A 24,849-nucleotide genomic window follows, 5' to 3' on the forward strand; every position below is an offset into this window, starting at 1 on the left:
AATCCTCAATAAATACCAATAATGACCACTTTTTTCCCTAGCATATCAATAACCCGAACGGATGAATACAATGATGAAACCTGAGGGTTAATGGGAAAAAAATTTTATATCGCTTATGGTTAAGTCTGAAAATGATTAAACCCATAGTACTGATTTATCAGGCCATACTACCTTGATTAAAAACAACAGTTAACCGGATATAAAGACAGTTATAAAGGCGATTTATGACATTTTTGGCCTGTTATTGTTGGTAGTCTGTTCCCGAACGCTCAATCAATATGAATTTCATATTCACCAGCAGATATGTCTATGAAGGGTTGCTATACACTAATCCAAGGAAATCATTATGTTTATAATGAGTGGGGTAAGCCATTATTTGATATCAAGCCTGTCTGATACCTATTCCACGAATGTTTCTTTTCCTATAGGTAGCATCAGCAATACTTCTTATGAGTCGCTCAGGCAGGAGATCGTTGCTCCAAATACCGAACGTACTTCTGCTAATGCTGATGAGGCACATGATATGGCCTATTCTGCTTATGCTCATCGGAAGAAAAGAGCGGCAGGAGCCTCCCGTTATTCAGAGAATGACTGCCAGAATGCTTCCTTAGAACTTACCAGCCTGGTGAGTGTCGCGGTGGCTTATCCCAGTACCTGGTATCGTTATAAAAGTCGGATTCAGGAGCTACAAGGTATTACTAAAAGCGCTGATTGTAAGGCAGGGCGCGGGTGATATTCATGGGAAAGTCAGAGAGAGGCAGGGCCGCTAGTGGGAGTAGCGATATTGAAAATTTCCCCTTAGCCCTGAGGAGCTAAGGGGAAGTAGATAATCATTATTTCTTAGTTTCTGCTGGCTGATTTTTGTGATGTTTACTGACAAATGCCAGCAATACACACATTACGAATGTCACAGCATACAGGGCATTCGCGGTTGTCAGTGCCGCATGAGGACCGCTGCTGGCAACGATTGGGCCCGTTACTACGAAGGTTAGCATTGTACCAACGGTGCCGCAGGTCAGAATAAAGTTAACCAGTTTTGGCGAAGCAATTTTGGTTTGTAATGATCCAAGAGTAATAATCGTGGTGTAAATTGCGCTGGAGAAAAAGCCCAGAGCCAGAATGAACCATGCCAGATGATTTGGCTCACCGTGATTAAACAGGTACATCAGTATCGCTGAAGCACCGACCAGTACCATCAGAATGCGTTGCAAATCGAAGAAGCGCAGAATAAAACTGAATGCCCACATACCCAACATATAAGACAGCCAGAAATTACCTACCAGCTGACCGGCTTCGTTAATATCCATTCCCAGCGTTTTGGCGTATTCCGGAACCCATGAAATAAAACCAAGCTGGCCGAGGATGTAGCACAGTGCAGCGATAGCGAGGAACAGAACACCAATTCCCCATTTTTCTTTGGCTACAGGCTTATTCTCAACCACGGCATGCTTACCCAGGGCAGGGAAGGTACAACCCAGGGTTAGCAGGAAGATAGCAACGTAAATCAGTCCGATACAGATATAGACCCAGTACCAGTCAATACTACGTGCCAGTAAAAAGGCAGCGACCATAGGAAATATCATCCCTGCCATACTGAAGAATGAGTCAGTGAACAGCAGGCGAGAACCACGCTGACGACCTTCATACATCTGGGTTATCAGGAAAGTACCGATAGACATCGTGATACCGCTGACCACTCCGAGTACGAACATGGACGCAGAGAAAATAGCCAGACTATGACCGAATACCAGACCCGCTATTGCCAGCACCATCAGTAGAAAACCGAAACGTAACTGTGTTTTCAGCGGGATGATTTCCATCAGCCAGGCATTCAGGAAGATGGCAATCAAGATACCGGCATTCAGGAAGGTAAAGGTATTACTCATGCTGGAAACTGGCAGATTAAAGTACTCTGCAATATCGCCCATGACCATACCAGTGACAATAACTAGCGCACCGGTTAGTGCATAAGACAAGAAACTTATCCAGAGCAGACGATTTCGGCTGATACTGTTCATTAGGGAGTCCAAAAAGAATAGAAATGTAAAACGCATTGACAGCGTATGATAGTGATCAGTCTAGTCACTAATGTGATTTTTTTAAATAAAATGTCACTCTTTTTACGAAAAAAAGCTTTTGAATTCAAAGTTCCTATCGCGTACTTTGGTTCCGGATGGTAGAGATTTCACAGTAATCTATTGATTTATGTGAAAGTAAATAACCGTAAATGGCTGGCACCCGCTGCTCCTCGTCTTTACAATCAAACGACTTGCTTCATTCACTGCCTTCGTAAGGAATTTTCCATGCTCAAATCGACACTGGCGGCTGTTGCAGCTGTATTTGCTCTTTCCGCACTTTCGCCTGCGGCGTTAGCTGCAAAAGGTGATCCTCGCGTTCTGTTGACAACCTCCGCTGGCAATATTGAGCTTGAGTTAAATAGCCAAAAAGCGCCAGTTTCAGTAAAAAACTTTCTCGATTACGTTAACAGCGGCTTTTACAACAACACCTCATTCCACCGCGTTATTCCTGGATTTATGATTCAGGGCGGGGGTTTTACTGAGGATATGAATCAGAAGCAACCGAATCCGCCTATCAAAAATGAGGCTGATAACGGGCTGCGTAATACCCGTGGTACCATTTCTATGGCTCGTACCGCAGATAAAGACAGTGCAACCAGTCAGTTCTTTATCAACGTTGCCGATAATGCCTTCCTCGATCATGGGCAGAGAGACTTCGGTTACGCTGTTTTTGGTAAGGTCATTAACGGAATGGACGTTGCAGAAAAAATTTCTCATGTCCCGACTCGTGACGTTGGCCCTTATCAGAATGTTCCATCAAAACCTATCGTGATTATTTCAGCGAAGGTTCTGCCTTAATTTCTGCGGACTGCGCGGAAACTCATGCCGCGTAGTCTGACTTTTCTGTTGCCCTCAATTATCCCGCATCAACGATACTTATCCTGAGTATTACTATTTAGTTAATTATAATTAATTGTTTATTATGCATTTTTTGTCTTAATGAGTGAAAAGTGAAAGTTATCACATGAAGATAAAGCTATATCTTTATATCTGTAATATTGGATGTAACTGGGTTTTATCATGAGGTGACAACATATGCCGTTAGAAAGGATTGAAAAGGGTATTGTTCCGACCATTACTCCGGTAACGAAAAGTATTCGTTTTACTACTCAGGAAGAGAGCCCGAAAAAGCAGAATATGATTCTGGAAAAACTCTGTGGAATCGGGCAAGCAGACAGTACTGTTGAATGCGAAACCATGAAATTGATTCCCATTGATCGCAATAGTTACCGTGCTGTAAGAAATTTTGGCGAGCGGGTGCGTTTTCTGGTCATACATTTCACAGCCGCTAACTTCAAAAAATCGGTAGAACTCTTAACACAAGGGGGAGTCAGCGCACATTATCTGATTCCCGACCCTTCTGACCCGTCATACCGTGAAAAAGGTAATACAGATATAAAAATTTTGAACCTGGTAGATGAAAAAGATCGTGCCTGGCATGCCGGAGTCAGTTTCTGGCGTGGGCGTAATAACCTCAATGATACCTCTATTGGTGTAGAAATCGTTAATCTGGCGACAGATGACGGACAGGGGCATTTTACGTTTCCACCCTTTCACCCCCAGCAAATTACGGCTGTTAAACAACTGGCTGCCAATATCATTCAGCGTTATCCCGATATCAGCCCGGTTAACGTTATCGGGCATTCAGATATTGCGCCAGGTCGTAAGAGCGATCCGGGAGCCGCTTTTCCCTGGCAGCAGCTTTCTGAGGCAGGTGCAGGAGCATGGTATGACGAAAGCACCAAAGTAAAATATACGACACAGTTTAGTCAGACTATGCCATCAACAGATGACATCATCAGCAAACTAAAAACCTATGGCTACGACGTAGCAGGGGTCACACGCCCGAGTGGCCTGAAAGACTTAATACGTGCTTTTCAGCTCCATTTCCGGCCTGCAGACTACAGTGGCAAGATTGATGTTGAAACAGCAGCCATATTGTATGCCTTAGTGGAAAAGTATACTTAGTTTGCTGATTGGGTCAGCCCTTTCCTTTAAGGAACCATGACGCTATCCCGAAAAACGCATAGAATGGCGCGGTTCTTTTTAGCACCGGAGCTGACATGTTACTGCTTATTGATAACTACGATTCATTCACCTGGAACCTCTATCAGTATTTTTGCGAGTTAGGGGCCGATGTTGTCGTTAAGCGTAATGACGAGATAACGCTTGCAGAAATAGAGCAGCTCGCGCCACAAAGGCTGGTAATTTCTCCTGGGCCCTGTACACCCAATGAAGCGGGTATTTCACTTGCTGCCATTCGTCAATTTTCCGGGCAAATTCCTCTGTTAGGGGTTTGTCTGGGGCATCAGGCGATAGCCCAGGCATTTGGTGCAACGATTGTGCGTGCCGCTCATGTTATGCATGGTAAGACATCAGAGATAGTGCATAACGGGCAGGGTGTATTTCGGGATCTGAAGAACCCTTTGACCGTCACGCGTTATCACTCCTTGGTGATAGAACCGAGCACACTACCGGATGAGTTTGAAATAACTGCCTGGACGGATAAGCATGAAATCATGGGAATTCGACATCGTTCTCTGGCTGTTGAAGGGGTGCAGTTTCATCCGGAGAGCATTCTGAGTGAACAAGGGCATGCTTTACTGGCTAATTTCCTTGCCGGTTAAATTCTTACTTGCCTTAATTTGATTTTTTATTCATATTTTATGACTATATTTTCAATTCTAATCAGTGTGTAAATGGATGGATAATGAAATGGCAACTGAACAACCAGCAGTAACCCGGGCTACATTCGACGAAGTCATACTGCCAATTTATGCACCAGCGGAATTTATTCCGGTGAAGGGTAAAGGTAGCCGAGTCTGGGATCAGCAGAACAAAGAGTATGTTGATTTTGCAGGCGGAATTGCGGTTACTGCACTGGGCCATTGCCATCCAGTCCTCGTGGAGGCGCTGAAAAGCCAGGGTGAAACACTTTGGCATACCAGCAATGTCTTTACGAATGAGCCTGCATTAAAGCTGGCTCGTAAGCTGACAGAGGCCACTTTTGCTGAGAAAGTGGTATTTCTCAACTCGGGTACTGAAGCGAATGAAACAGCATTTAAGCTTGCTCGTTACTATGCCTCTACTCGGCACAGCCCGTTTAAAAGCAAGATTATTGCCTTTTACAATGCGTTCCATGGTCGTTCCCTGTTTACGGTTTCGGTAGGCGGTCAGGCTAAATACTCTGATGGTTTCGGTCCGAAACCGGCTGATATTGTCCACGTACCTTTTAACGACCTCGCTGCGGTCAAAGCAATAATGGATGACCATACTTGTGCGGTAGTCGTTGAGCCTATCCAGGGTGAGGGCGGTGTCACCGCTGCAACGCCTGAATTTTTACAAGGCTTGCGTACGCTGTGTGATGAGCATGATGCTTTGCTGGTATTCGATGAAGTTCAGTCGGGTATGGGGCGCACGGGTGAGCTGTTTGCTTATATGAATTACGGCGTGACGCCAGATATTCTTACCAGCGCCAAAGCGCTCGGTGGAGGCTTCCCGGTAAGCGCGATGCTGACCACGAATGAAATTGCTTCCGTTTTCCATGCCGGTACTCATGGCTCTACCTATGGCGGTAATCCGCTGGCTTGTGCCGTTGCCAGTGCGGCATTTGATATCATTAATACCCCTGAATTACTCCAGGGTGTTACCACCAGGCGTCAGCAGTTTGTTAAACACTTACAGCAAATTAACGATCAATACGCTATTTTTGAAGATATCCGTGGGATGGGTTTGCTCATTGGCGCTGAGCTAAAGCCTGCGTATAAAGGACGTGCCCGTGAGTTCTTACATGCAGCGGCGAAAGCAGGAGTGATGGTGCTTAATGCCGGGCCTGACGTCATGCGCTTTGCTCCGGCACTGAATATAGATACTGCAGATATCGATGAAGGTATGGCGCGTTTTGCACGCGCCGTTGCCGAGGTAGTCGTTCACAGTAACTAATGTGAGTTTTGCAAATGGCGGCCTATCCATCCATGAGGCCGCTCTTTCCAGGCTACCGAAGAAATTGAATGCATGGTGCTCAGATGACCCAGAATGCGTTGTAAATGTAGTTCAGTGGCCGTACGTGGAGCCTCTGAAATCTGAGCACCATCCAGCTTAGCCTTTTCCTCCGTACTCTCGCTATCCTCGGTGCCATCATAATCGAGCCGTTGCTGGCAGCTTTGTAATGCCTTGTCACAGAGCTGGAAATAATGCTGTTTCTGCTCAGCTGATAGCTCCCCTTTTTCCCGTGTCAGGCCGGTCATCGCATTAATATGATCAACAACAAACTGGCTGTGTGTAACCCAGAGCCTCATATCAGCAAGATAGCGGCTATTAAATCCAGGTTCTTGCATTGCCTGGTTAAATGAGTTGAACAGGGTATTGTGCGCCTGATTGACGCGCATTCTCTGATAAGAGAGTGGAGTCGGCTGTGGATCAGGCCCAAGAATTAATTTAAGTGCTTCCTGATAGGCGCTCAGGGCATCGTGCGCATTTTGACGCAACAGTCCACTTTGCCACTGTGGCCACAGCCAGATCAAACCGCCGAAGGCAATCAGGCAGCCGAGCAGAGTATCAATTAAGCGCGGAATAATAAATTGTTCGGCATTCAGGGTAATCAATTGCAAGGTATAAACTGCTGTCACGGTAAAACCAATAGTGGCCCAGCCATAACTCTTACGAATATACAGATAACTTACCAGGGTAATGACCAGCATCGTGAGCAGGGTATAGCTGCTCGCGATATGAAAGTGTAATGCTGCCCCGGCAATACATAATCCGGCGATAGTCCCGGCAGCCCTATTTACAATACGTACCCTGGTTGCCCCGTAGCCATTTTGGGTGACGAATATCACCGTCATCAGAATCCAGTAAGATTTGGGCAGATGCAGATAGGCGCCTAACAAACTGGCTACGATTAGCATCACGCCTAGTCTGGCTGCATTACGTAAGGCCGCTGATTTAAATGAACAATAGCTTTTAAGTGTCTGGAAAACAGTTAAACGTCGTGGCTCATGACTCATCAAATCACGGATATACAAAGGTCTTTGCGTACGCAAGGCGCGCGCGATACGACTGAGATGAGAATAGCAAAAATGTGCCGCGGAGTTATCCGGATGCTGACGGGCAATTTTCTCCAGAGCAGAAATTTGCTTGGTCATATTAAAACGGTCGGGATTATGGTGATAGAGAATATCATCAGCCAGAACACGTAATCTGCTGGCAATGGTTTGTGCATTCCAGCGGATCACGGCATCTGCGTTACTCTGATTAATCAGTCTTTGTACTTCTTCTGGTTGATACAAGCTGACTGAAATATGTTCTTGTAAATCAATCGCTACCTGAAAAATGCGTAACAGGCGTTTGTATTCCTGGCGCTTACTTCCTGACAGCATATGCAGCTGCTGATAACACTGGGTTATCATATCCACCGTCTTTTGCTGACGAATCAACAAGGGGGGCAATGAAACTTTAGGGTCAGTATGTTTATCCAGTGAGCTGTACTTAGCTTCACAATAATCACCCAGTAGCCGATAGAGCTGACTCAATGATTCCCGCAGCGGTTGTTCGCGCCATAACCGGAACCAGAACCAGTTAAAAACCCCATACCAGATAGTGCCGGTAATATACAAAGCGATGGGTTTCCATATTGGCATATTACCCGCCATCGCCAGGGTAAAAATAGCTACTACCAGCGAGGCAGGAAGCAGGCGTGCAGTAAGCGGGCCGACTTCAGCGCAGATACCTAATGACAGCGCCATCATCAGCAGGATAATCGGTAAAGGGATACTGGTATAAGCCAGCAGTAGCTGCATTATCAGACTACAGAATGCAAACAGGCTGGCGCCCATGATTAGACGCTTAAAGAAATGTCTGTGGGGGGTATCTAAACCTGCGAGATTACAACAGGCAGGAACCAACGCAAACAGCAGGCCATAAATCAGATTATCGGTCAGTAAACCCACAATAACGGGAAGACAGAGTACCAGAGTCTGGCGGAGTGCGTAATTTACTTCCGGGTGATAAATAAGTCGGCGCCACATAGACAATTATCGTTCAGGTAGGAGGCGGATGGGGTAACAAGAGCATGGGTTCTGATGAAGCTAAAAGGGGTGCGCTACAGAAGCAGTACACCCCTTTAAGACTAATTAACGTGTACCATAAACCACGATAGTTTTACCGTGTGCGGAGATCAGGTTTTGATCTTCCAGCATTTTCAGAATACGGCCAACAGTTTCTCGAGAACAGCCAACGATTTGACCAATCTCTTGACGTGTTATTTTAATCTGCATTCCGTCAGGGTGGGTCATCGCATCAGGTTGTTTAGCCAGGTTGAGTAAAGTCTGCGCGATACGCCCTGTTACATCAAGGAAAGCGAGGTTCCCCACTTTTTCTGACGTCACCTGAAGGCGGCTAGCCATCTGAGAAGAAAGTCTCATCAGAATGTCTGGGTTAACCTGGATCAGCTGACGGAATTTTTTATATGAAATTTCAGCAACTTCACAAGCAGTTTTCGCCCGCACCCAAGCACTACGCTCCTGGCCTTCCTCGAACAAGCCCAGTTCACCAATAAAATCACCTTGATTCAGATAAGAGAGGATCATCTCTTTCCCTTCTTCATCCTTAATCAAAACGGCGACGGAGCCTTTAACGATATAGTAAAGAGTCTCCGCTTTTTCACCCTGGTGGATGAGCGTACTTTTGGATGGATATTTATGAATGTGGCAATGGGACAAGAACCATTCTAAAGTAGGGTCTGTTTGCGGTTTGCCAAGCACCATGCGTGATTATCCTCTGTTATAAACTGGCTGCCAGAGACAAGACAAAACAGCGTCTGTCTTTGACGTTGCAATAGTGAATCTTACTACATTCTGATTAGTCGTGGGCAGAGTCGTTATATAGCCTGTAGTTAGTCATTTTGCTCTGCATACATGTTTCACATCACTGTTTCGATGTAGCATCTAAAGTGTTGTAACATAGCTTTTAACGAGTGTCTCCTATTGTCTCGTTTCAGCTTGACCTGTGTCGTCATATCCAGGCCTTTTTTTAGCGGACTGGTAAACAAATTCTATCTGGCAGGAGTCGTTATCATGCAGGCGCGTGTAAAATGGGTTGAGGGGCTGACTTTTATTGGTGAGTCTGCTTCGGGTCATCAAATTTTGATGGATGGTAATGCTGGAGATAAAGCACCGAGCCCGATGGAAATGGTGTTGATGGCAGCGGGTGGTTGTAGTGCGATTGATGTGGTCTCTATTTTACAAAAAGGACGTCACTCCGTGACTCATTGTGAAGTAAAGCTGACTTCTGAACGTCGCGAAGAAGCCCCGCGTTTATTTACCCATATTAATTTGCACTTCATTGTGAGCGGTAATGCGCTGAAAGAGAGTGCCGTGGCACGTGCTGTTGAGCTATCAGCAGAGAAATACTGCTCAGTCGCCTTGATGCTAGAAAAAGCCGCGAATATCACGCATAGCTATGAAATTATTGAGGCATAAAACGAATGGAGGGCGGGAAACTCCGCCCTTCAGTTTCAGGCTTGTCTGCTGTTCTCTGCCAGCCGCTGAACCAGTGGCGTCATAATTAACTCCATCGCCAGTCCCATTTTGCCGCCAGGTACCACAATAGTATTGATATGCGAAATAAACGATCCCTGTAACATCGTGAGTAAATACGGGAAATCGATATTATCCAGACCACGAAAATGGATGACGACAAAGCTTTCATCCAGCGAGGGGATCGCACGTGCAGCAAAAGGATTCGAAGTATCAACGGTAGGGACACGCTGGAAGTTGATATGAGTACGTGAAAACTGAGGGGTAATATAGTTAATATAATCATCCATTGAACGTACCACTGAGCCCATCACTGCTTCACGTGAGTGCCCGCGTTCACTGGTATCACGTATCAGTTTCTGAATCCATTCCAGGTTAACGATAGGTACCACACCCACCAGTAAGTCCACGTACTCTGCTACTTTGTGCTGGGGTGTTTCGACGCCGCCATGCAGACCTTCATAGAACAATACATCACTGGCTTCAGGTAATGGCTGCCAGGGGGTAAAAGTACCGGGAACCTGGTTCCAGGGTACCGCTTCGTCATAGGTATGCAGATACTTACGTGATTTTCCCTGTCCTGACTGGCCATACTCCATAAAGGTCTGTTCCAGCAATTTGAAGTCATTTGCCTCAGGACCAAAATAGGAGATATGCCTGCCGGCATCACGCGCTTTACGAATTGCCATATCCATCTCGGGGCGGGTATAGCGATGAAAACTATCCCCTTCGACTTCTGCTGCGCGTAAATTTAACTGCTGGAAAATTTTACGAAATGCCTGGCTGGTGGTGCTGGTTCCGGCGCCGCTAGAACCTGTTACCGCAATAACCGGATGTTTGGCTGACATAAAAACTCCGTGGTCTTGAACGAGGATCTTAGCCGCGAAACTGCCCGCGGGGCATGATATTGACGGTTTCATGGAGTTCAGACCATACCAGGACGGCTTCTCCACTCTCTAACTGTTTTTTCACATCACTGACTTTTCGCGTCAGAGTCCGTTCTTGTTCACCATAATCGGTGCCTTCGCGTAATACAAAAGATTCTATCAGGCTGTCGAGCGTTTCTGGTGCGAGATCTTGCCAGGGAATAATCATCTTAGTCGTCCAAATAATGCGTTAACCAGTCAGGAATACGTTTTTCCAGCCACATTTGTGGCCGTAATAGCGTCCCGCCGACAAAACCGACATGTCCCCCATATTGGGTCAGTTGATAGTGAATATTCGCTGGCAGTAAATCTTTATCCGGGATCACATGATGATCCATAAAAGGGTCATCTTGCGCATGAATGATCAGGGCCGGGACACTGATATCCGGTAACATCGGCATAGCGCTGCACTGACGATAGTAGTCGAGAGCATCAGCAAAACCGTGAATTTTTGAAGTGATGAGATCATCAAATTCCCGAATACATCGCAGACTTTTAAGCTGACGCAGGTCGATAGGTAATGTACCCGGATAGCTTTTGAGTTTTCGCGCTGCATTCTGTTTCAGTAAATTAAGCAAATAGCGCTGATAGATGCGCGAAACCCCTCGTTCCATATGATAACAGCACTCTTCCAGCATTAATGGGGCTGAAACCACCACACCCGCTTTAAGCGTGCAGTCCGGACCTTGCTTGGCCATCAGGCAGGCTAACATATTGCCTCCTAAAGAAAAACCGACCGCCGCGGTTGGAACCTTGCCATAACGCTGATTAAGCCAGGATAGAAAATAACTGCCGTCTTCGATTTCGCCAGAGTGATAAATACGCTCACTGCGGTTTGGAACGCCACTACAACCACGAAAGTGCATGACGACACCGAGCCAGCCACGTTTTTTAGCCGCTTCCATCAAACCGTGAGCGTAAGGGCTGTACAGGCTTCCTTCGAGACCGTGAAATACCACCAGGCGAGGTTTATGCAATGCAGTTTGTGGATCTTCGCTCCAGGCGAGATCGACAAAGTCACCATCCGGCATATCCAGACGTTGCCAGTGTGGGGTGAAATTAAGACGCCGACGAATCAGACGCGGCAGCATGGTTTGCAGGTGAGGATTACTCATTCCCTTCATGGGTTTGAAATCATCGCTGTCATCATGTTGCACGTTTAACTCTAAAGATCTTGTACTGGACATATCACGCTGTTAGTTTCATTTAATTCACTAATGAGTTAACTGGGTGTGGAACACCCGTTTCATGGACGTAACACTTTTTCTTTCTATGCTCGGTTTTCTCTGGGTCGCTGCTATTACGCCAGGCCCTAATAATACGTTACTTACTGCTGCCGGAGCGAATTTTGGTTTTTTCCGCAGCCTGCCATTGATGATAGGCATTATGCTTGGCATGCAGTGTATTTTACTGCTGGTTGCTTTTGGGGTTGGCAGCTTACTTCTGCTGTATCCCGCACTGCACCTTACTCTTAAAATAGCCGGGAGTGCCTATCTTTTATGGCTTTCATGGAAAATTGCCACAGCAAAATACGAGCGCCTTGAGACTAATGTAACTGCCCCGAAACCGCTAGCTTTTTGGCAAGGAGGGCTGCTGCAAATCATCAATCCTAAGGCCTGGATTATGGCCCTGGGAGCAGTAGCGAGTTTTAGTTTAGCGGGTTCTGCATACTTACATTCAGTCGCGATGATAAGCGCGGGTATTGCACTGGTGAATATTGTCGCCGGGGTTATCTGGATCCTGTTTGGTAGTCTGATAGGACTGTTTCTGCGTAGCCACCGGGCATGGATGATATTTAATATCTTCATGGGTCTGCTCACGGCAGCCTGTGTATTGCTGATCTGGCATTAAGAAAGCTGGGGGATAACCTTGATATTATCCCCCACAAAACTTATTCGCTTTGTAGCATCTGCTCTAGCTGTTCCTGAATATCCAGCCAGTCCATCTCACACTCTTCCAGCGATGATTTTGCTTTAGCCTGTTGCTTCAGGCAGGCATTCATCTCGTCTTTACGACTCTGGCTGTAGATGTCGCTGTCCGCTAACTTTTCTTCTGCTTCATTAAGTTGAGCCGTGAAGGTTTCCATCTGTTTCTCTAACTGGCTCAGTTTCTTGCGTAATGGCTGGGTTTGAACTCTTAGCTCTGCCTCACGACGTTTCTGATCCTTACGTGCGAGGGCGCTATTGCCATTATCTTTCGACGACTCAGCAGGCTGATTTTCCTGCTTCTGGATAGTGCTCAGCCATTGCTGATAATCTTCCATATCGCCGTCGAAAACATCCACAGCACCATCATGAACCAAATAGAGTTCATCGGTGGTTGAGCGCAGCAAATGTCTGTCGTGCGAAACTACGACCAGGGCGCCTTCGAAGTCCATCAGGGCCTCTGTCAGTGCCTGGCGCATATCAAGGTCAAGGTGGTTGGTTGGTTCATCCAGCAGCAGCAAGTTAGGACGCTGCCAGACCACCAGGGCTAATACCAGGCGCGCTTTTTCACCGCCAGAGAACCGAGCGGTATGTTCGGTGACTTTATCGCCCTGGAAGCCAAACCCACCCAGATAATCACGCAGTTTCTGTTCAAGCTCTCTGGGTGCCAGACGAGCAAGATGCTGTAACGGTGACTCATCGGCCCGTAAATACTCCAGCTGATGCTGAGCGAAATAACCCAGCTTAATACCTTTTGCCAGGTTCATCTCGCCTTGCAATGGCTCTAACTCACCCGCCAGTAACTTAATCAGCGTCGATTTACCGGCACCATTGCGCCCCAGTAAACCGATGCGAGAACCAGGAACCAGATTTAATTTAATTGCATTCAGGATAGTGCGGTCACCATAACCGGCGCTGACTTTATCCATACGCAGCAGAGGCGTTGGCAGGCTCTCAGGTTCCCGGAAGCTGAACTGGAACGGATTATCAACCAGTGCAGGTGCGATAAGCTCCATGCGCTCGAGCATTTTAACGCGGCTCTGCGCCTGTCGGGCCTTAGTCGCCTGGGCCTTAAACCGGTCAATGTATTTCTGCAGATGCGCCACTTTGAGTTGCTGATGTTCGTACTGCGACTGCTGTTGTGCCAGACGCGTAGAACGTTGTAGCTCAAATGACGAGTAGTTACCGGTATACTCGAACATAGTTTGCTGTTCGATATGAATAATTTTGTCGACTACTGGATCAAGGAAATCCCGGTCATGGGAAATCAGAATTAATGTACCCTGATAGCTCTTCAGCCAGCGTTCCAGCCAGATAACAGCGTCTAAGTCGAGGTGGTTAGTGGGTTCATCCAGTAACAGCAGATCAGAGCGACAAATCAGGGCTTGGGCCAGGTTAAGACGCATACGCCAGCCACCGGAAAAGTCGCTGACCGGACGCTCGAGTTGTTCATTACTGAATCCCAGTCCATGCAACAGACTTGCTGCGCGTGAGCGCATCGTCCAGGCATCTGCGGCTTCGAGTTTTCCGTGAACCACGGCAATAGCATGGCCATCGTTACGTGCATTGGCTGATTCTAATTCATGTTGCAGTTGTCTGTATTCACGATCTCCGTCGATGACATACTCAATGGCGGGGGTAGCCAGAGCAGGTGTTTCCTGATTAACCCAGGCGAGTTGCCAGTTGCTCGGATAATTCATACTGCCGCCATCGACGCTGATTTCATGTTTCAGCAGCGCTAGCAAGGTCGATTTTCCACAGCCGTTCTTGCCTACCAGGCCCACTTTTTGTCCTGGATTTATCGTAGCGGTTGCATTGTCCAGCAGGACGCGAGTGCCACGACGAATTTGTAACGAAGAGATAACAATCATAACGCGCCGTCAGTTCAGAGTATGTTAAATTATGAGTCATTAGCCTGCTGCATATGTAGCAGACCGGCTGCATGGTAGCCGAAAACAATGACAATGACGACGCCCTGGAGAGTAATCATGCCACAGCCGCCGAAAGTTTTGCTGCTGTACGCCCACCCTGAGTCCCAGGATTCTGTAGCCAATCGAATCTTACTCGAACCAGTGCATCGGCTTGCTAATGTGACCGTACACGATCTTTATGCTCACTATCCTGATTTTTTTATTGATATCAGCCATGAGCAATCCTTACTTCTACAGCACGATATTATCGTCTTTCAGCATCCACTTTATAGCTACAGCTGTCCGGCATTATTAAAAGAGTGGATAGACCGGGTGCTGCACCGTGGATTTGCCAATGGTATAGGAACTCAGGCTCTGAAAGGAAAATACTGGCGTAGCGTTATCACGACAGGAGAGCCAGAAGGGGCCTATGGGCGTGATGCCCTTAATCGGTTCTCAATGGACAATATTTTACTCCCTTTTGAACTTACCGCCGGGATGTGCAGTATGCACTGGATGACACCGATGATCCTCTATTGGGCCCGACGTCAGTCTCATCAGACGCTGGTAAATCATGGCAAAGCTTATGCCGAATGGCTGACAACGCCCTTACCTGTAGGAGCATCCTGATGCAAGGTGCGGATTTTCTGTTAGCCGGTGTGTTGTTTCTGTTTGCAGCAGTGGTGGCTGTTCCCATCGCGGCACGTCTGGGTATTGGTGCAGTATTAGGTTATTTACTGGCAGGTATCGTTATTGGTCCCTGGGGCTTAGGCTTTATCAGTGATGTTGATGAAATTCTGCACTTTTCAGAACTGGGTGTGGTTTTTCTGATGTTTATCATCGGTCTGGAACTTAATCCGGCAAAACTCTGGAAACTCAGGCGCTCTATTTTTGGTATTGGTGCCGGGCAGGTTGTATTCAGTGCGCTGATTTTAGGCGGGTTGCTGATGCTAGCGCAATTCTCCTGGCAGGCCGCTGTCATCGGCGGTATTGGCCTGGCAATGTCTTCTACCGCGATGGCGCTACAGCTGATGCGCGAAAAGGGGATGAATCGTAGTGAATCAGGTCAGCTAGGTTTCTCGGTTCTGTTATTTCAGGACTTAGCGGTTATACCTGCAATGGCCCTGGTGCCCTTGCTAGCAGGACGAGGAGAGGAACATACCGACTGGGTGGTACTCGGGCTTAAAGTATTAGCCTTTTTAGCCATGCTGGTCGGCGGGCGCTTTTTATTACGTCCGCTGTTTCGTTTTATTGCCGCTTCGGGAGTACGCGAGGTATTTACTGCGGCATCACTGCTACTGGTTCTAGGTTCTGCCCTGTTTATGGAGATGCTCGGTTTCTCAATGGCTCTGGGGACTTTCCTCGCGGGCGTACTGCTGGCGGAGAGTGAATATCGCCATGAACTTGAAATTGCCATCGATCCCTTTAAAGGACTGCTGCTGGGGTTATTCTTTATTTCGGTAGGCATGGCACTCAATATTGGCATTTTATTTACCAATATTATCTGGGTATTGGTGAGCGTCTTACTGCTGGTGGCGGTGAAAGTGCTGGTGCTGTATGGGCTGGCCAAAGTGTATGGCTTAAGACGGTCGGAAAGCTTACAGTTTTCGGCCGTACTGAGTCAGGGCGGTGAATTTGCTTTTGTCTTATTCTCAGTGGCAGCGGCACAGAATCTCTTCCAGGGTGACCAGATGCCTTTACTGCTGGTCACAGTAACCTTATCGATGATGACGACACCATTACTGATGAAAGCTGTCGATAAAATACTCTTTCAGCGTTATAACACCGGGGAAGAGAGTGAAGAAAAACCACATGTGGAAGATGATGAACCCCAAGTTATTGTGGTCGGTTTTGGTCGTTTCGGTCAGGTGATCGGCCGCCTGTTGATGGCCAATAAAATGCGCATCACCGTGCTGGAGCGTGATGTCAGCGCGGTGAGCTTGATGCGTCGCTATGGGTATAAAGTGTATTACGGGGATGCAACTGAACTGGAATTGTTACGTGCAGCGGGTGCAGACTCCGCGAAGTCCATTGTGATAACCAGCAATGACCCGGAAGATACCATGAAAATCGTTCATCTCTGCCAGCAACACTTTCCTCATCTGGCGATACTCGCCCGGGCACGTGGACGGTTTGAAGCACATGAATTATTGCAGGCTGGGGTCACTCAATTTTCACGAGAAACCTTTGCCAGCGCGCTGGACCTGGGGCGTAAAGCATTACTGACGTTAGGAATGCATCCGCACCAGGCCCATCGTGCGCAGCAACATTTTCGTCGGCTGGATATGCGTATGTTGCGGGAATTAATCCCCATTCATACCGACAACGCGCAAATTTCCCGGGTACGGGAAGCACGCCGCGAGCTGGAAGAAATTTTTGAACGTGAAATGCAAAGTGAACGTCGCCGACTTGATGGTTGGGACGAACTGGAATAGAAGGTGAAATCAATGCCAGTACGTAAGCGTTTTATTGCCGGAGCAGTCTGTCCTGCCTGTCAGGCCAAGGATTCACTCGCACTATGGCGTGAAAATAATGTCGATATTGTGGAATGCGTAAAGTGCCACCATCAGATGCGTGAAGCAGATAAGCAAGCGCAGAGCCATGTGCGTGAGCAAGAGCAGGTGATTGGCATCTTTCATCCAGACTAAAGAGTAAATTGTCTGGGTATGGCTTGCTTTAAATATGTTGATGAACATAGTTTGTCTATATTCATCAACACGTTTTGCCCGATATCTGAAAGTAACCAGAATTATTTTGGGGATAGATTTTTAGGTAGAGGGACACAAGCTGAGATTTCCGCTACAATCTGCGTCAGTTTTTTTCGATGCTCACTCAGGAGATATCATGAAAGTAGCAAAAGACTTGGTGGTCAGCCTGGCCTATCAGGTACGTACAGAAGATGGTGTATTGGTTGATGAGTCTCCGGTGAGTGCGCCGTTGGACTATCTGCACGGCCATGGTTCTCTGATCTCTGGATTAGAAACTGCGCTGGAAGGTCATGAAATTGGCGATCGTTTCGACGTGAACGTCGGCGCTAATGATGCTTACGGTCAGTATGACGAAAATCTGGTTCAGCGTGTACCTAAAGACGTCTTTATGGGTGTCGATGAGTTACAGGTTGGCATGCGTTTCATGGCTGAAACCGATCAGGGTCCAGTCCCGGTAGAAATCACCGAAGTGGAAGATGAGCACGTAGTGGTTGATGGTAACCATATGCTGGCTGGTCAGAACCTGAGCTTTAACGTTGAAGTTATCGCAATTCGTGAAGCGACGGCTGAAGAGCTGGAGCATGGTCACGTTCATGGCGAGCACGATCATCACCATGACCATGGTGACGGTTGCTGTGGTGGTCACGGTCATGACCACGACCACGATCATGGAAAAGAGCAGGGCAAAGGCGGTTGCGGTAACGGCGGCTGTGGCTGTCACTAATCGTTTCAGGAAAAAGGCGTGCATAGCACGCCTTTTTTTATGTCTGCAATTCAGTAATGGGGCGGAGGTGTTTCTTCTGTCTGAGAAGCAACCATTGATGGCTGAGTGGTTTTAAGTTTCTCAACTAATAAACGCAGATGCTCACGTAACTTAATCATTTCAAGTTCATGCGCAATCACCGTCTGATTTAATTCTTCAATTGTATGTTCCTGGAAAGCAAGACGACTTTCCAGCTCTTCGAGCCGTTGTTCGGTGAGTTTGGCGTCCATTGGAGTTTTCCTTGCGGCTTGTCTGGTGAACAAAGAGTAGTAATTTTACGGCAAGTCGGCGGATATTACAGTGTAAATACGGTAAGCGGGAAACTTATTTAAACAAAAAGAATCTCAATTAGACTCGATAATCGGCTGACAGATGGTGTAGATTTCTCTCATGCCGCTATATACCCGCCATACTTCAAGTTGCTCGGGCGCTGCGTTCGAAAATCCCGCCGAATAACATAGTTTATCTATGCTCATCGACCGGATTTACTCAGCGGCTACAAGCAACTCGAATTATTTAGGGTATAGTTAAGTTAATTCTGCTCGCTTTAATTTGTCGGGCGGCCCCCCTCTTATGGAGAAATGGATGAAATCATTATTTAAAGTAACGCTTCTGGCGACAACAATGGCCGTTGCCCTGAATGCCCCGGTATTTGCAGCCGAACAGGCTAAAGAGGCTGCTGCGAGCAGCGCATCTGCTTTCAAAAATGAAGATCAGAAAGCCGCTTATGCACTGGGCGCCTCACTTGGTCGCTACATGGAAAACTCTCTGCAAGAGCAAGAGAAATTAGGCATCAAACTGGACAAAGATCAGCTGATTGCAGGTGTTCAGGATGCGTTTGCGAACAAAAGCAAATTATCTGATCAGGATATCGAACAATCATTACAATCTTTTGAGGGGCGTGTACAAGCCGCAGCTCAAGAGAAAATGAAAAAAGAGTCAGCTGAAAGTGAAGCAAAAGGTAAAGCTTTCCGTGATGCGTTTGCTAAAGAGAAAGGCAGCAAAACTTCTTCTACCGGTTTGATTTATAACGTAGAAAAAGAAGGCAGTGGTGAGGCTCTGAAAGACAGCGATACCGTGGTTGTTAACTACAAAGGAACGCTGATTGACGGCAAAGAGTTTGATAACTCTTATACCCGCAAAGAGCCACTGTCCTTCCGTCTGGACGGCGTTATCCCTGGCTGGACTGAAGGCCTGAAATACATCAAAAAAGGTGGCAAGATCAAACTGGTTATCCCACCAGAGCTGGCTTACGGCCCTAACGGTGTCCCGGGAATTCCACCAAACTCAACCCTGGTGTTTGAAGTAGAATTGCTGGACGTTAAACCGGCCCAGAAAGAAGCAGAAGTTAAGACTGAAGCTCCTGCTCAGAAGTAATCAATAGCCACTCAGACCGCCGCCTTTTGGGCGGCGGTTTTGTTTCCCGGCTCTCACTTCAGTATCTTGATTTCTTGTTAATACAATAAAAGCTGGAAAGAATATCTTACGTTGTATTACCTTAACACCCTGCGCAATAACTGAAAATGAGTCTGCCCTGACACGAATAAAGCGCGACAGGCTCTCTGTAGAGGGTGGTATAGGTACATGTCTAATTCACTTTTAACCAATGAAACCAGTGAGTTTGATTTACTGGATCAGCGTCCTTTTGATGCTGCCGATTTTGATATTTTAAAATCTTATGAAGCCGTGGTTGACGGATTAGCAATGCTAATTGGCTCCCATTGTGAAATTGTTTTGCATTCGTTACAGGACTTGAAGTGTTCAGCAATTCGTATTGCTAATGGTGAACATACAGGCAGAAAAATAGGCTCGCCGATAACCGATCTGGCGCTGCGTATGCTGCATGATATGACCGGCGCAGATAGCAGTGTTTCCAGATGCTATTTCACCCGTGCGAAAAGCGGCGTTCTGATGAAGTCAGTCACGACCGCTATCCGTAATCGTGAGCAGCGTGTTATTGGCTTGCTGTGTATCAATATGAACCTTGATGTCCCTTTCTCACAAATTATATCGACGTTCATGCCGCCAGAAACCCAGGATCAGGAAGTGCCATCTTCGGTAAACTTTGCCTCTTCTGTCGAAGACCTGGTGATGCAAACCCTCGAATTTACTATTGAAGAAGTCAACGTTGATCGGGCAGTTTCAAATAACGCTAAGAATCGCCAGATTGTCCTTAACCTCTATGAAAAAGGGATTTTCGACATCAAGGATGCCATTAATCAGGTAGCCGATCGTCTGAACATCTCCAAACACACGGTATACCTCTATATTCGCCAGTTCAAAAGCGGTGATTTCAGCGGTCAGGATAAATAATGCGTTTTGCATTAATGGTCACAGGACCTGCCTATGGGACACAACAGGCCAGTAGCGCCTTGTTGTTTGCCAGGGCAGTACTGGCTGAAGGTCATACACTTGATAGCGTATTTTTCTATCGGGAGGGAGTCTGTAATGCTAACCAGCTGACCTCTCCGGCGAGTGATGAGGTTGATTTAGTCCGCGCATGGCAGGCATTACATCAGCAGCACAATGTTGCTCTGCATATTTGCGTTGCCGCGGCTTTACGCCGTGGTGTAACAGATACTGAGCAAGCTCAGACTCAGGGGCTAAGTGTGGGTAATTTACAGGCCGGGTTTATGCTTACCGGGCTGGGAGCTTTAGCTGAAGCGGCATTAACGGCAGACAGAGTGGTACAGTTTTAATGAAATCTGTAGCGTTTATTTTCCGTTCTGCACCGCATGGTAGCAGCGCAGGACGTGAGGGACTGGATGCACTGCTTGCGACCTCTGCTCTGTCTGATGATATCGGGGTCTTTTTTATCGGAGATGGGATATTACAGATCCAGCCTGACCAACAACCTGAGCAGGTGCTGGCCAGAAATCATATTGCAACATTTCGTGTGCTACCGCTCTATGATATCGAGGCCTGTTTTCTCTGTGCGGCCTCAGTGCGTGAACGGGGTTTACCCTCAGATAATGCCTGGGTTATCGATGTAGAGGTGCTGGAACCTGATGTTTTAGGTGAAAAATTGAAACACTATGATGCGGTATTAACTTTCTGAGGCTCTGATGCTGTACACTTTCCGTTACTCGCCTTTTAACTCCGATATTCGTGTCCTGGTGCGTTATATGCAACCAGGGGATTGCTTATTGCTGATAGAAGATGGAGTATTAGCGGGCTTGACAGATACTGCACCACTTGAGGCTTTGCTCGCTTCCTCACTGTCTGTTTGTGCCTTACAAGAAGATATCGAAGCGCGTGGGCTCGCTGTTCGTTTTTCAGACAAAATACCACGTATCAGCTATACTGACTTCGTTAAATTGACGATTGAGCACCAGCAACATTTCGCCTGGTAGCATTATATCGTTGTATATTTCTTGACACCTTTTCAAGTCAGCTCTAAAATTCTGCGTCCTCGTATTATACGAGGTCGATTTATTACGTGTTTACGAAGCAAAAGCAAAAACCAGGAGCTATTTAATGGCAACAATTAATCAGCTGGTTCGCCAACCACGCGCACGCAAAGTTGCTAAAAGCAACGTGCCAGCGCTGGAAGCTTGCCCGCAAAAACGTGGTGTATGTACTCGCGTATATACCACCACTCCTAAAAAACCAAACTCAGCACTGCGTAAAGTTTGCCGTGTGCGTTTGACTAACGGATTTGAAGTGACTTCCTACATCGGTGGTGAAGGTCACAACTTGCAGGAGCACTCAGTGATCCTGATCCGTGGTGGTCGTGTTAAAGACTTGCCAGGTGTTCGTTACCATACCGTTCGTGGTGCACTTGACTGCTCCGGTGTTAAAGACCGTAAGCAAGCTCGTTCTAAATATGGTGTGAAACGTCCTAAGGCTTAATGGTTTCCGTTAAGTAAGGCCAAACGTTTTAAATTAATGTCAAAATAAACTCTTTGAGTTTTGGACAATCCTGAATTAACAACGGAGTATTTCCATGCCACGTCGTCGCGTCATTGGTCAACGTAAAATTCTGCCAGATCCTAAGTTCGGATCAGAGTTGTTGGCTAAATTTGTAAATATCCTGATGGTAGATGGTAAAAAATCTACTGCAGAAGCTATCGTTTATACCGCGCTGGAGACCCTGGCTCAGCGTTCTGGTAAAAACGCACTGGAATCTTTTGAAGTCGCTCTGGACAACGTCCGCCCGACTGTCGAAGTTAAATCACGCCGTGTTGGTGGTTCAACTTATCAGGTACCAGTAGAAGTCCGTCCGGTTCGTCGTAATGCCCTGGCAATGCGTTGGATCGTAGAAGCTGCTCGTAAACGCGGTGATAAATCCATGGCTTTGCGCCTGGCGAACGAACTTTCTGACGCTGCAGAGAACAAAGGTACTGCAGTTAAGAAACGTGAAGACGTTCACCGTATGGCCGAAGCCAACAAGGCGTTCGCACACTACCGTTGGTAATAATACCAGAGTAGTGTTAGTCACCAGGCGGGCGCTTCATGAAGTTGCCCGCTTTGGGTTATCTAATGAACGTCCCAGGATAAGAGGAATAAAATGGCTCGTACAACACCCATTGCACGCTACCGTAATATCGGTGTCAGTGCACACATCGACGCCGGTAAAACTACGACTACCGAACGTATTCTGTTCTACACCGGTGTAAACCATAAGCTCGGTGAAGTTCATGATGGCGCAGCTACCATGGACTGGATGGAACAGGAGCAGGAGCGTGGTATTACCATCACTTCTGCTGCAACTACTGCATTCTGGTCAGGTATGGCTAAGCAGTATGAACCGCACCGTATCAACATTATCGACACCCCGGGACACGTTGACTTCACAATCGAAGTTGAGCGTTCTATGCGTGTTCTTGACGGTGCAGTAATGGTTTACTGCGCAGTTGGTGGTGTTCAGCCGCAGTCTGAAACCGTATGGCGTCAGGCAAACAAATATAAAGTTCCGCGTATTGCGTTCGTTAACAAAATGGACCGTATGGGCGCGAACTTCCTGAAAGTTGTTGGCCAGATCAAATCTCGCTTGGGTGCTAACCCGGTTCCATTGCAGTTAGCAATTGGCGCAGAAGAGAAATTCACCGGTGTTGTTGACCTGGTGAAAATGAAGGCTATCAACTGGAACGAAGAAGACGCAGGTCTGACTTTCGTTTATGAAGATATTCCTGCAGACATGCAAGAACTGGCTGAAGAATGGCGCCAGAACCTGATCGAAGCAGCTGCAGAAGCTTCTGAAGAATTGATGGAAAAATACTTGGGCGGCGAAGAGCTGACTGAGGAAGAAATCAAAACTTCACTGCGTCAGCGCGTGCTGAACAACGAAATCATTCTGGTTACCTGTGGTTCTGCGTTTAAGAACAAAGGCGTACAGGCAATGCTGGATGCAGTTGTTGATTATCTGCCATCTCCAGAAGATGTACCGGCAATCAACGGTATGCTGGATGACGGTAAAGATACTCCAGCTGAGCGTCACGCAACAGATAGCGAGCCGTTCTCTGCTCTTGCGTTTAAAATCGCTACCGACCCATTCGTGGGTAACCTGACGTTCTTCCGTGTGTACTCTGGTGTTGTTAACTCCGGTGACACCGTACTGAACCCAGTTAAAGCTGCACGTGAGCGCTTCGGCCGTATCGTACAGATGCACGCTAACAAGCGTGAAGAAATTAAAGAAGTTCGTGCGGGCGATATCGCTGCTGCAATCGGTCTGAAAGATGTGACTACTGGTGACACCCTGTGTGATCCAAATGCGCCTATCATTCTGGAGCGTATGGAATTCCCAGAGCCAGTAATCTCTATCGCAGTAGAACCGAAAACCAAAGCTGACCAAGAAAAAATGGGTCTGGCTCTGGGTCGTCTGGCTAAAGAAGATCCATCATTCCGCGTATGGACTGATGAAGAATCTAACCAGACTATCATCGCCGGTATGGGCGAATTGCACCTTGATATCATCGTTGACCGTATGCGTCGCGAGTTCAACGTGGAAGCTAACGTAGGTAAACCTCAGGTTGCTTACCGTGAAGCTATCCGTGCGAAAGTTACCGATATCGAAGGTAAGCACGCTAAACAGTCTGGTGGTCGTGGTCAGTATGGTCATGTTGTTATCGACATGTACCCACTGGAGCCGGGTTCGAATCCGAAAGGCTACGAATTCGTCAACGACATCAAAGGTGGTACTGTTCCTAGTGAATATATCCCTGCTGTTGATAAAGGCATCCAGGAACAGCTTAAATCTGGTCCACTGGCGGGTTATCCGGTTGTTGATCTCGGCGTGCGTCTGCACTTCGGTTCATACCATGACGTTGACTCCTCAGAACTGGCGTTTAAACTGGCTGCTTCTCTCGCCTTTAAAGATGGCTTTAAGAAAGCAAAACCTGTTCTTCTTGAGCCTATCATGAAGGTTGAAGTTGAAACGCCTGAAGAGAATACTGGTGACGTAATCGGTGACCTTAGCCGCCGTCGTGGTATGCTGCGTGGTCAAGAATCCAACGTTACTGGCGTTGTGATTCATGCTGAAGTTCCATTATCTGAAATGTTCGGATATGCAACTCAGCTGCGTTCACTGACCAAAGGCCGTGCATCTTACTCCATGGAATTCCTGAAGTATGATGATGCGCCGAACAACGTTGCCCAGGCCGTAATCGAAGCTCGCGGCAAATAAGTCCGGGTTTTAAATACAATTATCCCGTGCTCTCTCCATGAGGGGGGAGCGCAATAGCAAGGAATATAGCCGTGTCTAAAGAAAAATTTGAACGTAAAAAGCCCCACGTTAACGTCGGTACTATCGGCCACGTTGACCATGGTAAAACTACTCTGACTGCTGCAATCACTACCGTACTGGCTAAGACCTACGGCGGTGCTGCTCGTGCTTTCGACCAGATCGATAACGCACCAGAAGAAAAAGCGCGTGGTATCACCATCAACACTTCTCACGTTGAGTATGATACCCCGTCTCGCCACTATGCGCACGTTGACTGCCCAGGGCACGCCGACTACGTTAAAAACATGATCACCGGTGCTGCGCAGATGGATGGCGCTAT

The 24,849-nt window shown here is 47.2% G+C and carries 28 protein-coding genes; 20 read left to right on the plus strand and 8 right to left on the minus strand.

Features of this window, described 5'->3' with window-relative positions; translation table 11 throughout:
* Positions 1 to 346 precede the first annotated feature (346 nt).
* A complete protein-coding gene (locus tag M2387_RS17095; RefSeq protein WP_259051106.1) occupies positions 347 to 733 on the plus strand; it encodes a hypothetical protein in 387 nt (128 codons plus the stop codon).
* Positions 734 to 833: 100 nt separating this feature from the next.
* Here M2387_RS17095 and tsgA read toward each other — a convergent pair whose 3' ends face one another.
* Complete coding sequence (gene tsgA / locus M2387_RS17100; protein WP_259051109.1) at positions 834 to 2,018, minus strand: MFS transporter TsgA; 1,185 nt, start codon at positions 2,016 to 2,018, stop codon at positions 834 to 836.
* Between the two features lie 285 nt (positions 2,019 to 2,303).
* Between tsgA and ppiA the strand changes: the two genes are divergently transcribed.
* The 4 genes from ppiA to argD all read left to right on the plus strand — a co-directional run bounded on the left by ppiA (position 2,304) and on the right by argD (position 6,020).
* Positions 2,304 to 2,876, plus strand: coding sequence for a peptidylprolyl isomerase A (ppiA, locus tag M2387_RS17105; protein WP_259051110.1), 573 nt, complete (start codon positions 2,304 to 2,306; stop codon positions 2,874 to 2,876).
* Between the two features lie 405 nt (positions 2,877 to 3,281).
* The gene (locus tag M2387_RS17110; RefSeq protein ID WP_259051159.1) at positions 3,282 to 4,046 is read left to right on the plus strand and encodes an N-acetylmuramoyl-L-alanine amidase; all 765 of its coding nucleotides are present in this window, start codon (positions 3,282 to 3,284) and stop codon (positions 4,044 to 4,046) included.
* A gap of 95 nt (positions 4,047 to 4,141) precedes the next feature.
* Positions 4,142 to 4,705 carry an aminodeoxychorismate synthase component 2 gene (gene pabA, locus M2387_RS17115; protein WP_259051111.1) on the plus strand — a complete coding sequence of 188 codons (564 nt, stop codon included), beginning with the start codon at positions 4,142 to 4,144 and terminating at the stop codon, positions 4,703 to 4,705.
* An 88-nt stretch (positions 4,706 to 4,793) separates the two neighbouring features.
* Positions 4,794 to 6,020, plus strand: coding sequence for a bifunctional acetylornithine/succinyldiaminopimelate transaminase (gene argD / locus M2387_RS17120; RefSeq protein ID WP_259051113.1), 1,227 nt, complete (start codon positions 4,794 to 4,796; stop codon positions 6,018 to 6,020).
* Here argD and M2387_RS17125 read toward each other — a convergent pair.
* Together M2387_RS17125 and crp are read right to left on the minus strand one after the other, a co-directional pair.
* On the minus strand, positions 6,017 to 8,104 hold the full coding sequence (locus M2387_RS17125) for a YccS/YhfK family putative transporter (RefSeq protein WP_259051114.1): 2,088 nt from the start codon (positions 8,102 to 8,104) through the stop codon (positions 6,017 to 6,019). The two genes, argD and M2387_RS17125, sit on opposite strands and share 4 nt — an antisense overlap.
* Before the next feature lie 105 nt (positions 8,105 to 8,209).
* A complete protein-coding gene (gene crp / locus M2387_RS17130; RefSeq protein ID WP_011412109.1) occupies positions 8,210 to 8,842 on the minus strand; it encodes a cAMP-activated global transcriptional regulator CRP in 633 nt (210 codons plus the stop codon).
* Between the two features lie 309 nt (positions 8,843 to 9,151).
* Here crp and M2387_RS17135 point away from each other — a divergent pair, with 309 nt between their 5' ends.
* On the plus strand, positions 9,152 to 9,556 hold the full coding sequence (locus M2387_RS17135) for an OsmC family protein (RefSeq protein WP_259051115.1): 405 nt from the start codon (positions 9,152 to 9,154) through the stop codon (positions 9,554 to 9,556).
* 35 nt (positions 9,557 to 9,591) lie between these two features.
* Here M2387_RS17135 and M2387_RS17140 read toward each other — a convergent pair whose 3' ends face one another.
* The 3 genes from M2387_RS17140 to M2387_RS17150 are packed head-to-tail and all read right to left on the minus strand — an operon-like array spanning position 9,592 to position 11,726.
* Positions 9,592 to 10,461 carry a phosphoribulokinase gene (locus tag M2387_RS17140; RefSeq protein ID WP_259051116.1) on the minus strand — a complete coding sequence of 290 codons (870 nt, stop codon included), beginning with the start codon at positions 10,459 to 10,461 and terminating at the stop codon, positions 9,592 to 9,594.
* A gap of 28 nt (positions 10,462 to 10,489) precedes the next feature.
* Positions 10,490 to 10,708: a YheU family protein gene (locus M2387_RS17145; protein WP_259051117.1), complete on the minus strand. Its 219-nt coding sequence runs from the start codon at positions 10,706 to 10,708 to the stop codon at positions 10,490 to 10,492.
* Position 10,709: 1 nt separating this feature from the next.
* A complete protein-coding gene (locus tag M2387_RS17150) occupies positions 10,710 to 11,726 on the minus strand; it encodes a hydrolase (protein ID WP_259051118.1) in 1,017 nt (338 codons plus the stop codon).
* Between the two features lie 61 nt (positions 11,727 to 11,787).
* Here M2387_RS17150 and M2387_RS17155 point away from each other — a divergent pair, with 61 nt between their 5' ends.
* On the plus strand, positions 11,788 to 12,390 hold the full coding sequence (locus tag M2387_RS17155) for a LysE family translocator (protein ID WP_259051120.1): 603 nt from the start codon (positions 11,788 to 11,790) through the stop codon (positions 12,388 to 12,390).
* Between the two features lie 40 nt (positions 12,391 to 12,430).
* Here M2387_RS17155 and M2387_RS17160 read toward each other — a convergent pair whose 3' ends face one another.
* Positions 12,431 to 14,335 carry an ABC transporter ATP-binding protein gene (locus M2387_RS17160; protein WP_259051122.1) on the minus strand — a complete coding sequence of 635 codons (1,905 nt, stop codon included), beginning with the start codon at positions 14,333 to 14,335 and terminating at the stop codon, positions 12,431 to 12,433.
* Between the two features lie 117 nt (positions 14,336 to 14,452).
* On the opposite strand from M2387_RS17160, the gene kefG reads away from it, so the two are divergent.
* From kefG to slyD, 4 genes are all read left to right on the plus strand, one after another.
* Entirely contained in the window at positions 14,453 to 15,004 is a 552-nt protein-coding gene (gene kefG / locus M2387_RS17165; protein WP_259051123.1) for a glutathione-regulated potassium-efflux system ancillary protein KefG, read from the plus strand.
* On the plus strand, positions 15,004 to 16,809 hold the full coding sequence (kefB, locus tag M2387_RS17170; protein ID WP_259051124.1) for a glutathione-regulated potassium-efflux system protein KefB: 1,806 nt from the start codon (positions 15,004 to 15,006) through the stop codon (positions 16,807 to 16,809). The genes kefG and kefB overlap by 1 nt, the downstream gene beginning before the upstream one ends.
* A 12-nt stretch (positions 16,810 to 16,821) precedes the next feature.
* Entirely contained in the window at positions 16,822 to 17,022 is a 201-nt protein-coding gene (locus M2387_RS17175; RefSeq protein ID WP_259051125.1) for a YheV family putative zinc ribbon protein, read from the plus strand.
* A 196-nt stretch (positions 17,023 to 17,218) separates the two neighbouring features.
* Positions 17,219 to 17,806 (plus strand): peptidylprolyl isomerase, encoded by a 588-nt coding sequence (gene slyD / locus M2387_RS17180; RefSeq protein ID WP_259051126.1) that lies wholly within the window; start codon positions 17,219 to 17,221, stop codon positions 17,804 to 17,806.
* A gap of 50 nt (positions 17,807 to 17,856) precedes the next feature.
* On the opposite strand, the gene M2387_RS17185 is transcribed toward slyD, so the two are convergent.
* The gene (locus M2387_RS17185; RefSeq protein WP_259051127.1) at positions 17,857 to 18,075 is read right to left on the minus strand and encodes a protein SlyX; all 219 of its coding nucleotides are present in this window, start codon (positions 18,073 to 18,075) and stop codon (positions 17,857 to 17,859) included.
* 355 nt (positions 18,076 to 18,430) lie between these two features.
* On the opposite strand from M2387_RS17185, the gene fkpA reads away from it, so the two are divergent.
* The 9 genes from fkpA to M2387_RS17230 all read left to right on the plus strand — a co-directional run.
* Positions 18,431 to 19,222 carry an FKBP-type peptidyl-prolyl cis-trans isomerase gene (fkpA, locus tag M2387_RS17190; protein WP_259051128.1) on the plus strand — a complete coding sequence of 264 codons (792 nt, stop codon included), beginning with the start codon at positions 18,431 to 18,433 and terminating at the stop codon, positions 19,220 to 19,222.
* A gap of 207 nt (positions 19,223 to 19,429) precedes the next feature.
* A complete protein-coding gene (locus M2387_RS17195) occupies positions 19,430 to 20,158 on the plus strand; it encodes a helix-turn-helix transcriptional regulator (protein ID WP_259051130.1) in 729 nt (242 codons plus the stop codon).
* Positions 20,158 to 20,544 carry a sulfurtransferase complex subunit TusD gene (gene tusD, locus M2387_RS17200; RefSeq protein ID WP_259051132.1) on the plus strand — a complete coding sequence of 129 codons (387 nt, stop codon included), beginning with the start codon at positions 20,158 to 20,160 and terminating at the stop codon, positions 20,542 to 20,544. The genes M2387_RS17195 and tusD overlap by 1 nt, the downstream gene beginning before the upstream one ends.
* Entirely contained in the window at positions 20,544 to 20,903 is a 360-nt protein-coding gene (gene tusC, locus M2387_RS17205; RefSeq protein WP_259051134.1) for a sulfurtransferase complex subunit TusC, read from the plus strand. Before tusD ends, tusC begins: the two co-directional genes overlap by 1 nt.
* Before the next feature lie 7 nt (positions 20,904 to 20,910).
* Positions 20,911 to 21,198, plus strand: coding sequence for a sulfurtransferase complex subunit TusB (gene tusB / locus M2387_RS17210; protein WP_259051136.1), 288 nt, complete (start codon positions 20,911 to 20,913; stop codon positions 21,196 to 21,198).
* A gap of 124 nt (positions 21,199 to 21,322) precedes the next feature.
* Entirely contained in the window at positions 21,323 to 21,697 is a 375-nt protein-coding gene (rpsL, locus tag M2387_RS17215) for a 30S ribosomal protein S12 (protein ID WP_259051138.1), read from the plus strand.
* 94 nt (positions 21,698 to 21,791) lie between these two features.
* Positions 21,792 to 22,262 (plus strand): 30S ribosomal protein S7, encoded by a 471-nt coding sequence (gene rpsG / locus M2387_RS17220; RefSeq protein ID WP_259051140.1) that lies wholly within the window; start codon positions 21,792 to 21,794, stop codon positions 22,260 to 22,262.
* Positions 22,263 to 22,355: 93 nt separating this feature from the next.
* A complete protein-coding gene (gene fusA / locus M2387_RS17225; RefSeq protein ID WP_259051141.1) occupies positions 22,356 to 24,470 on the plus strand; it encodes an elongation factor G in 2,115 nt (704 codons plus the stop codon).
* A 71-nt stretch (positions 24,471 to 24,541) separates the two neighbouring features.
* Positions 24,542 to 24,849 (plus strand): GTP-binding protein (locus tag M2387_RS17230; RefSeq protein WP_259051142.1); only part of this gene is annotated, 308 nt, incomplete at its 3' end.

This window comes from Klebsiella sp. BIGb0407 (assembly GCF_024807845.1).
Lineage (GTDB): Bacteria > Pseudomonadota > Gammaproteobacteria > Enterobacterales > Enterobacteriaceae > JGM124.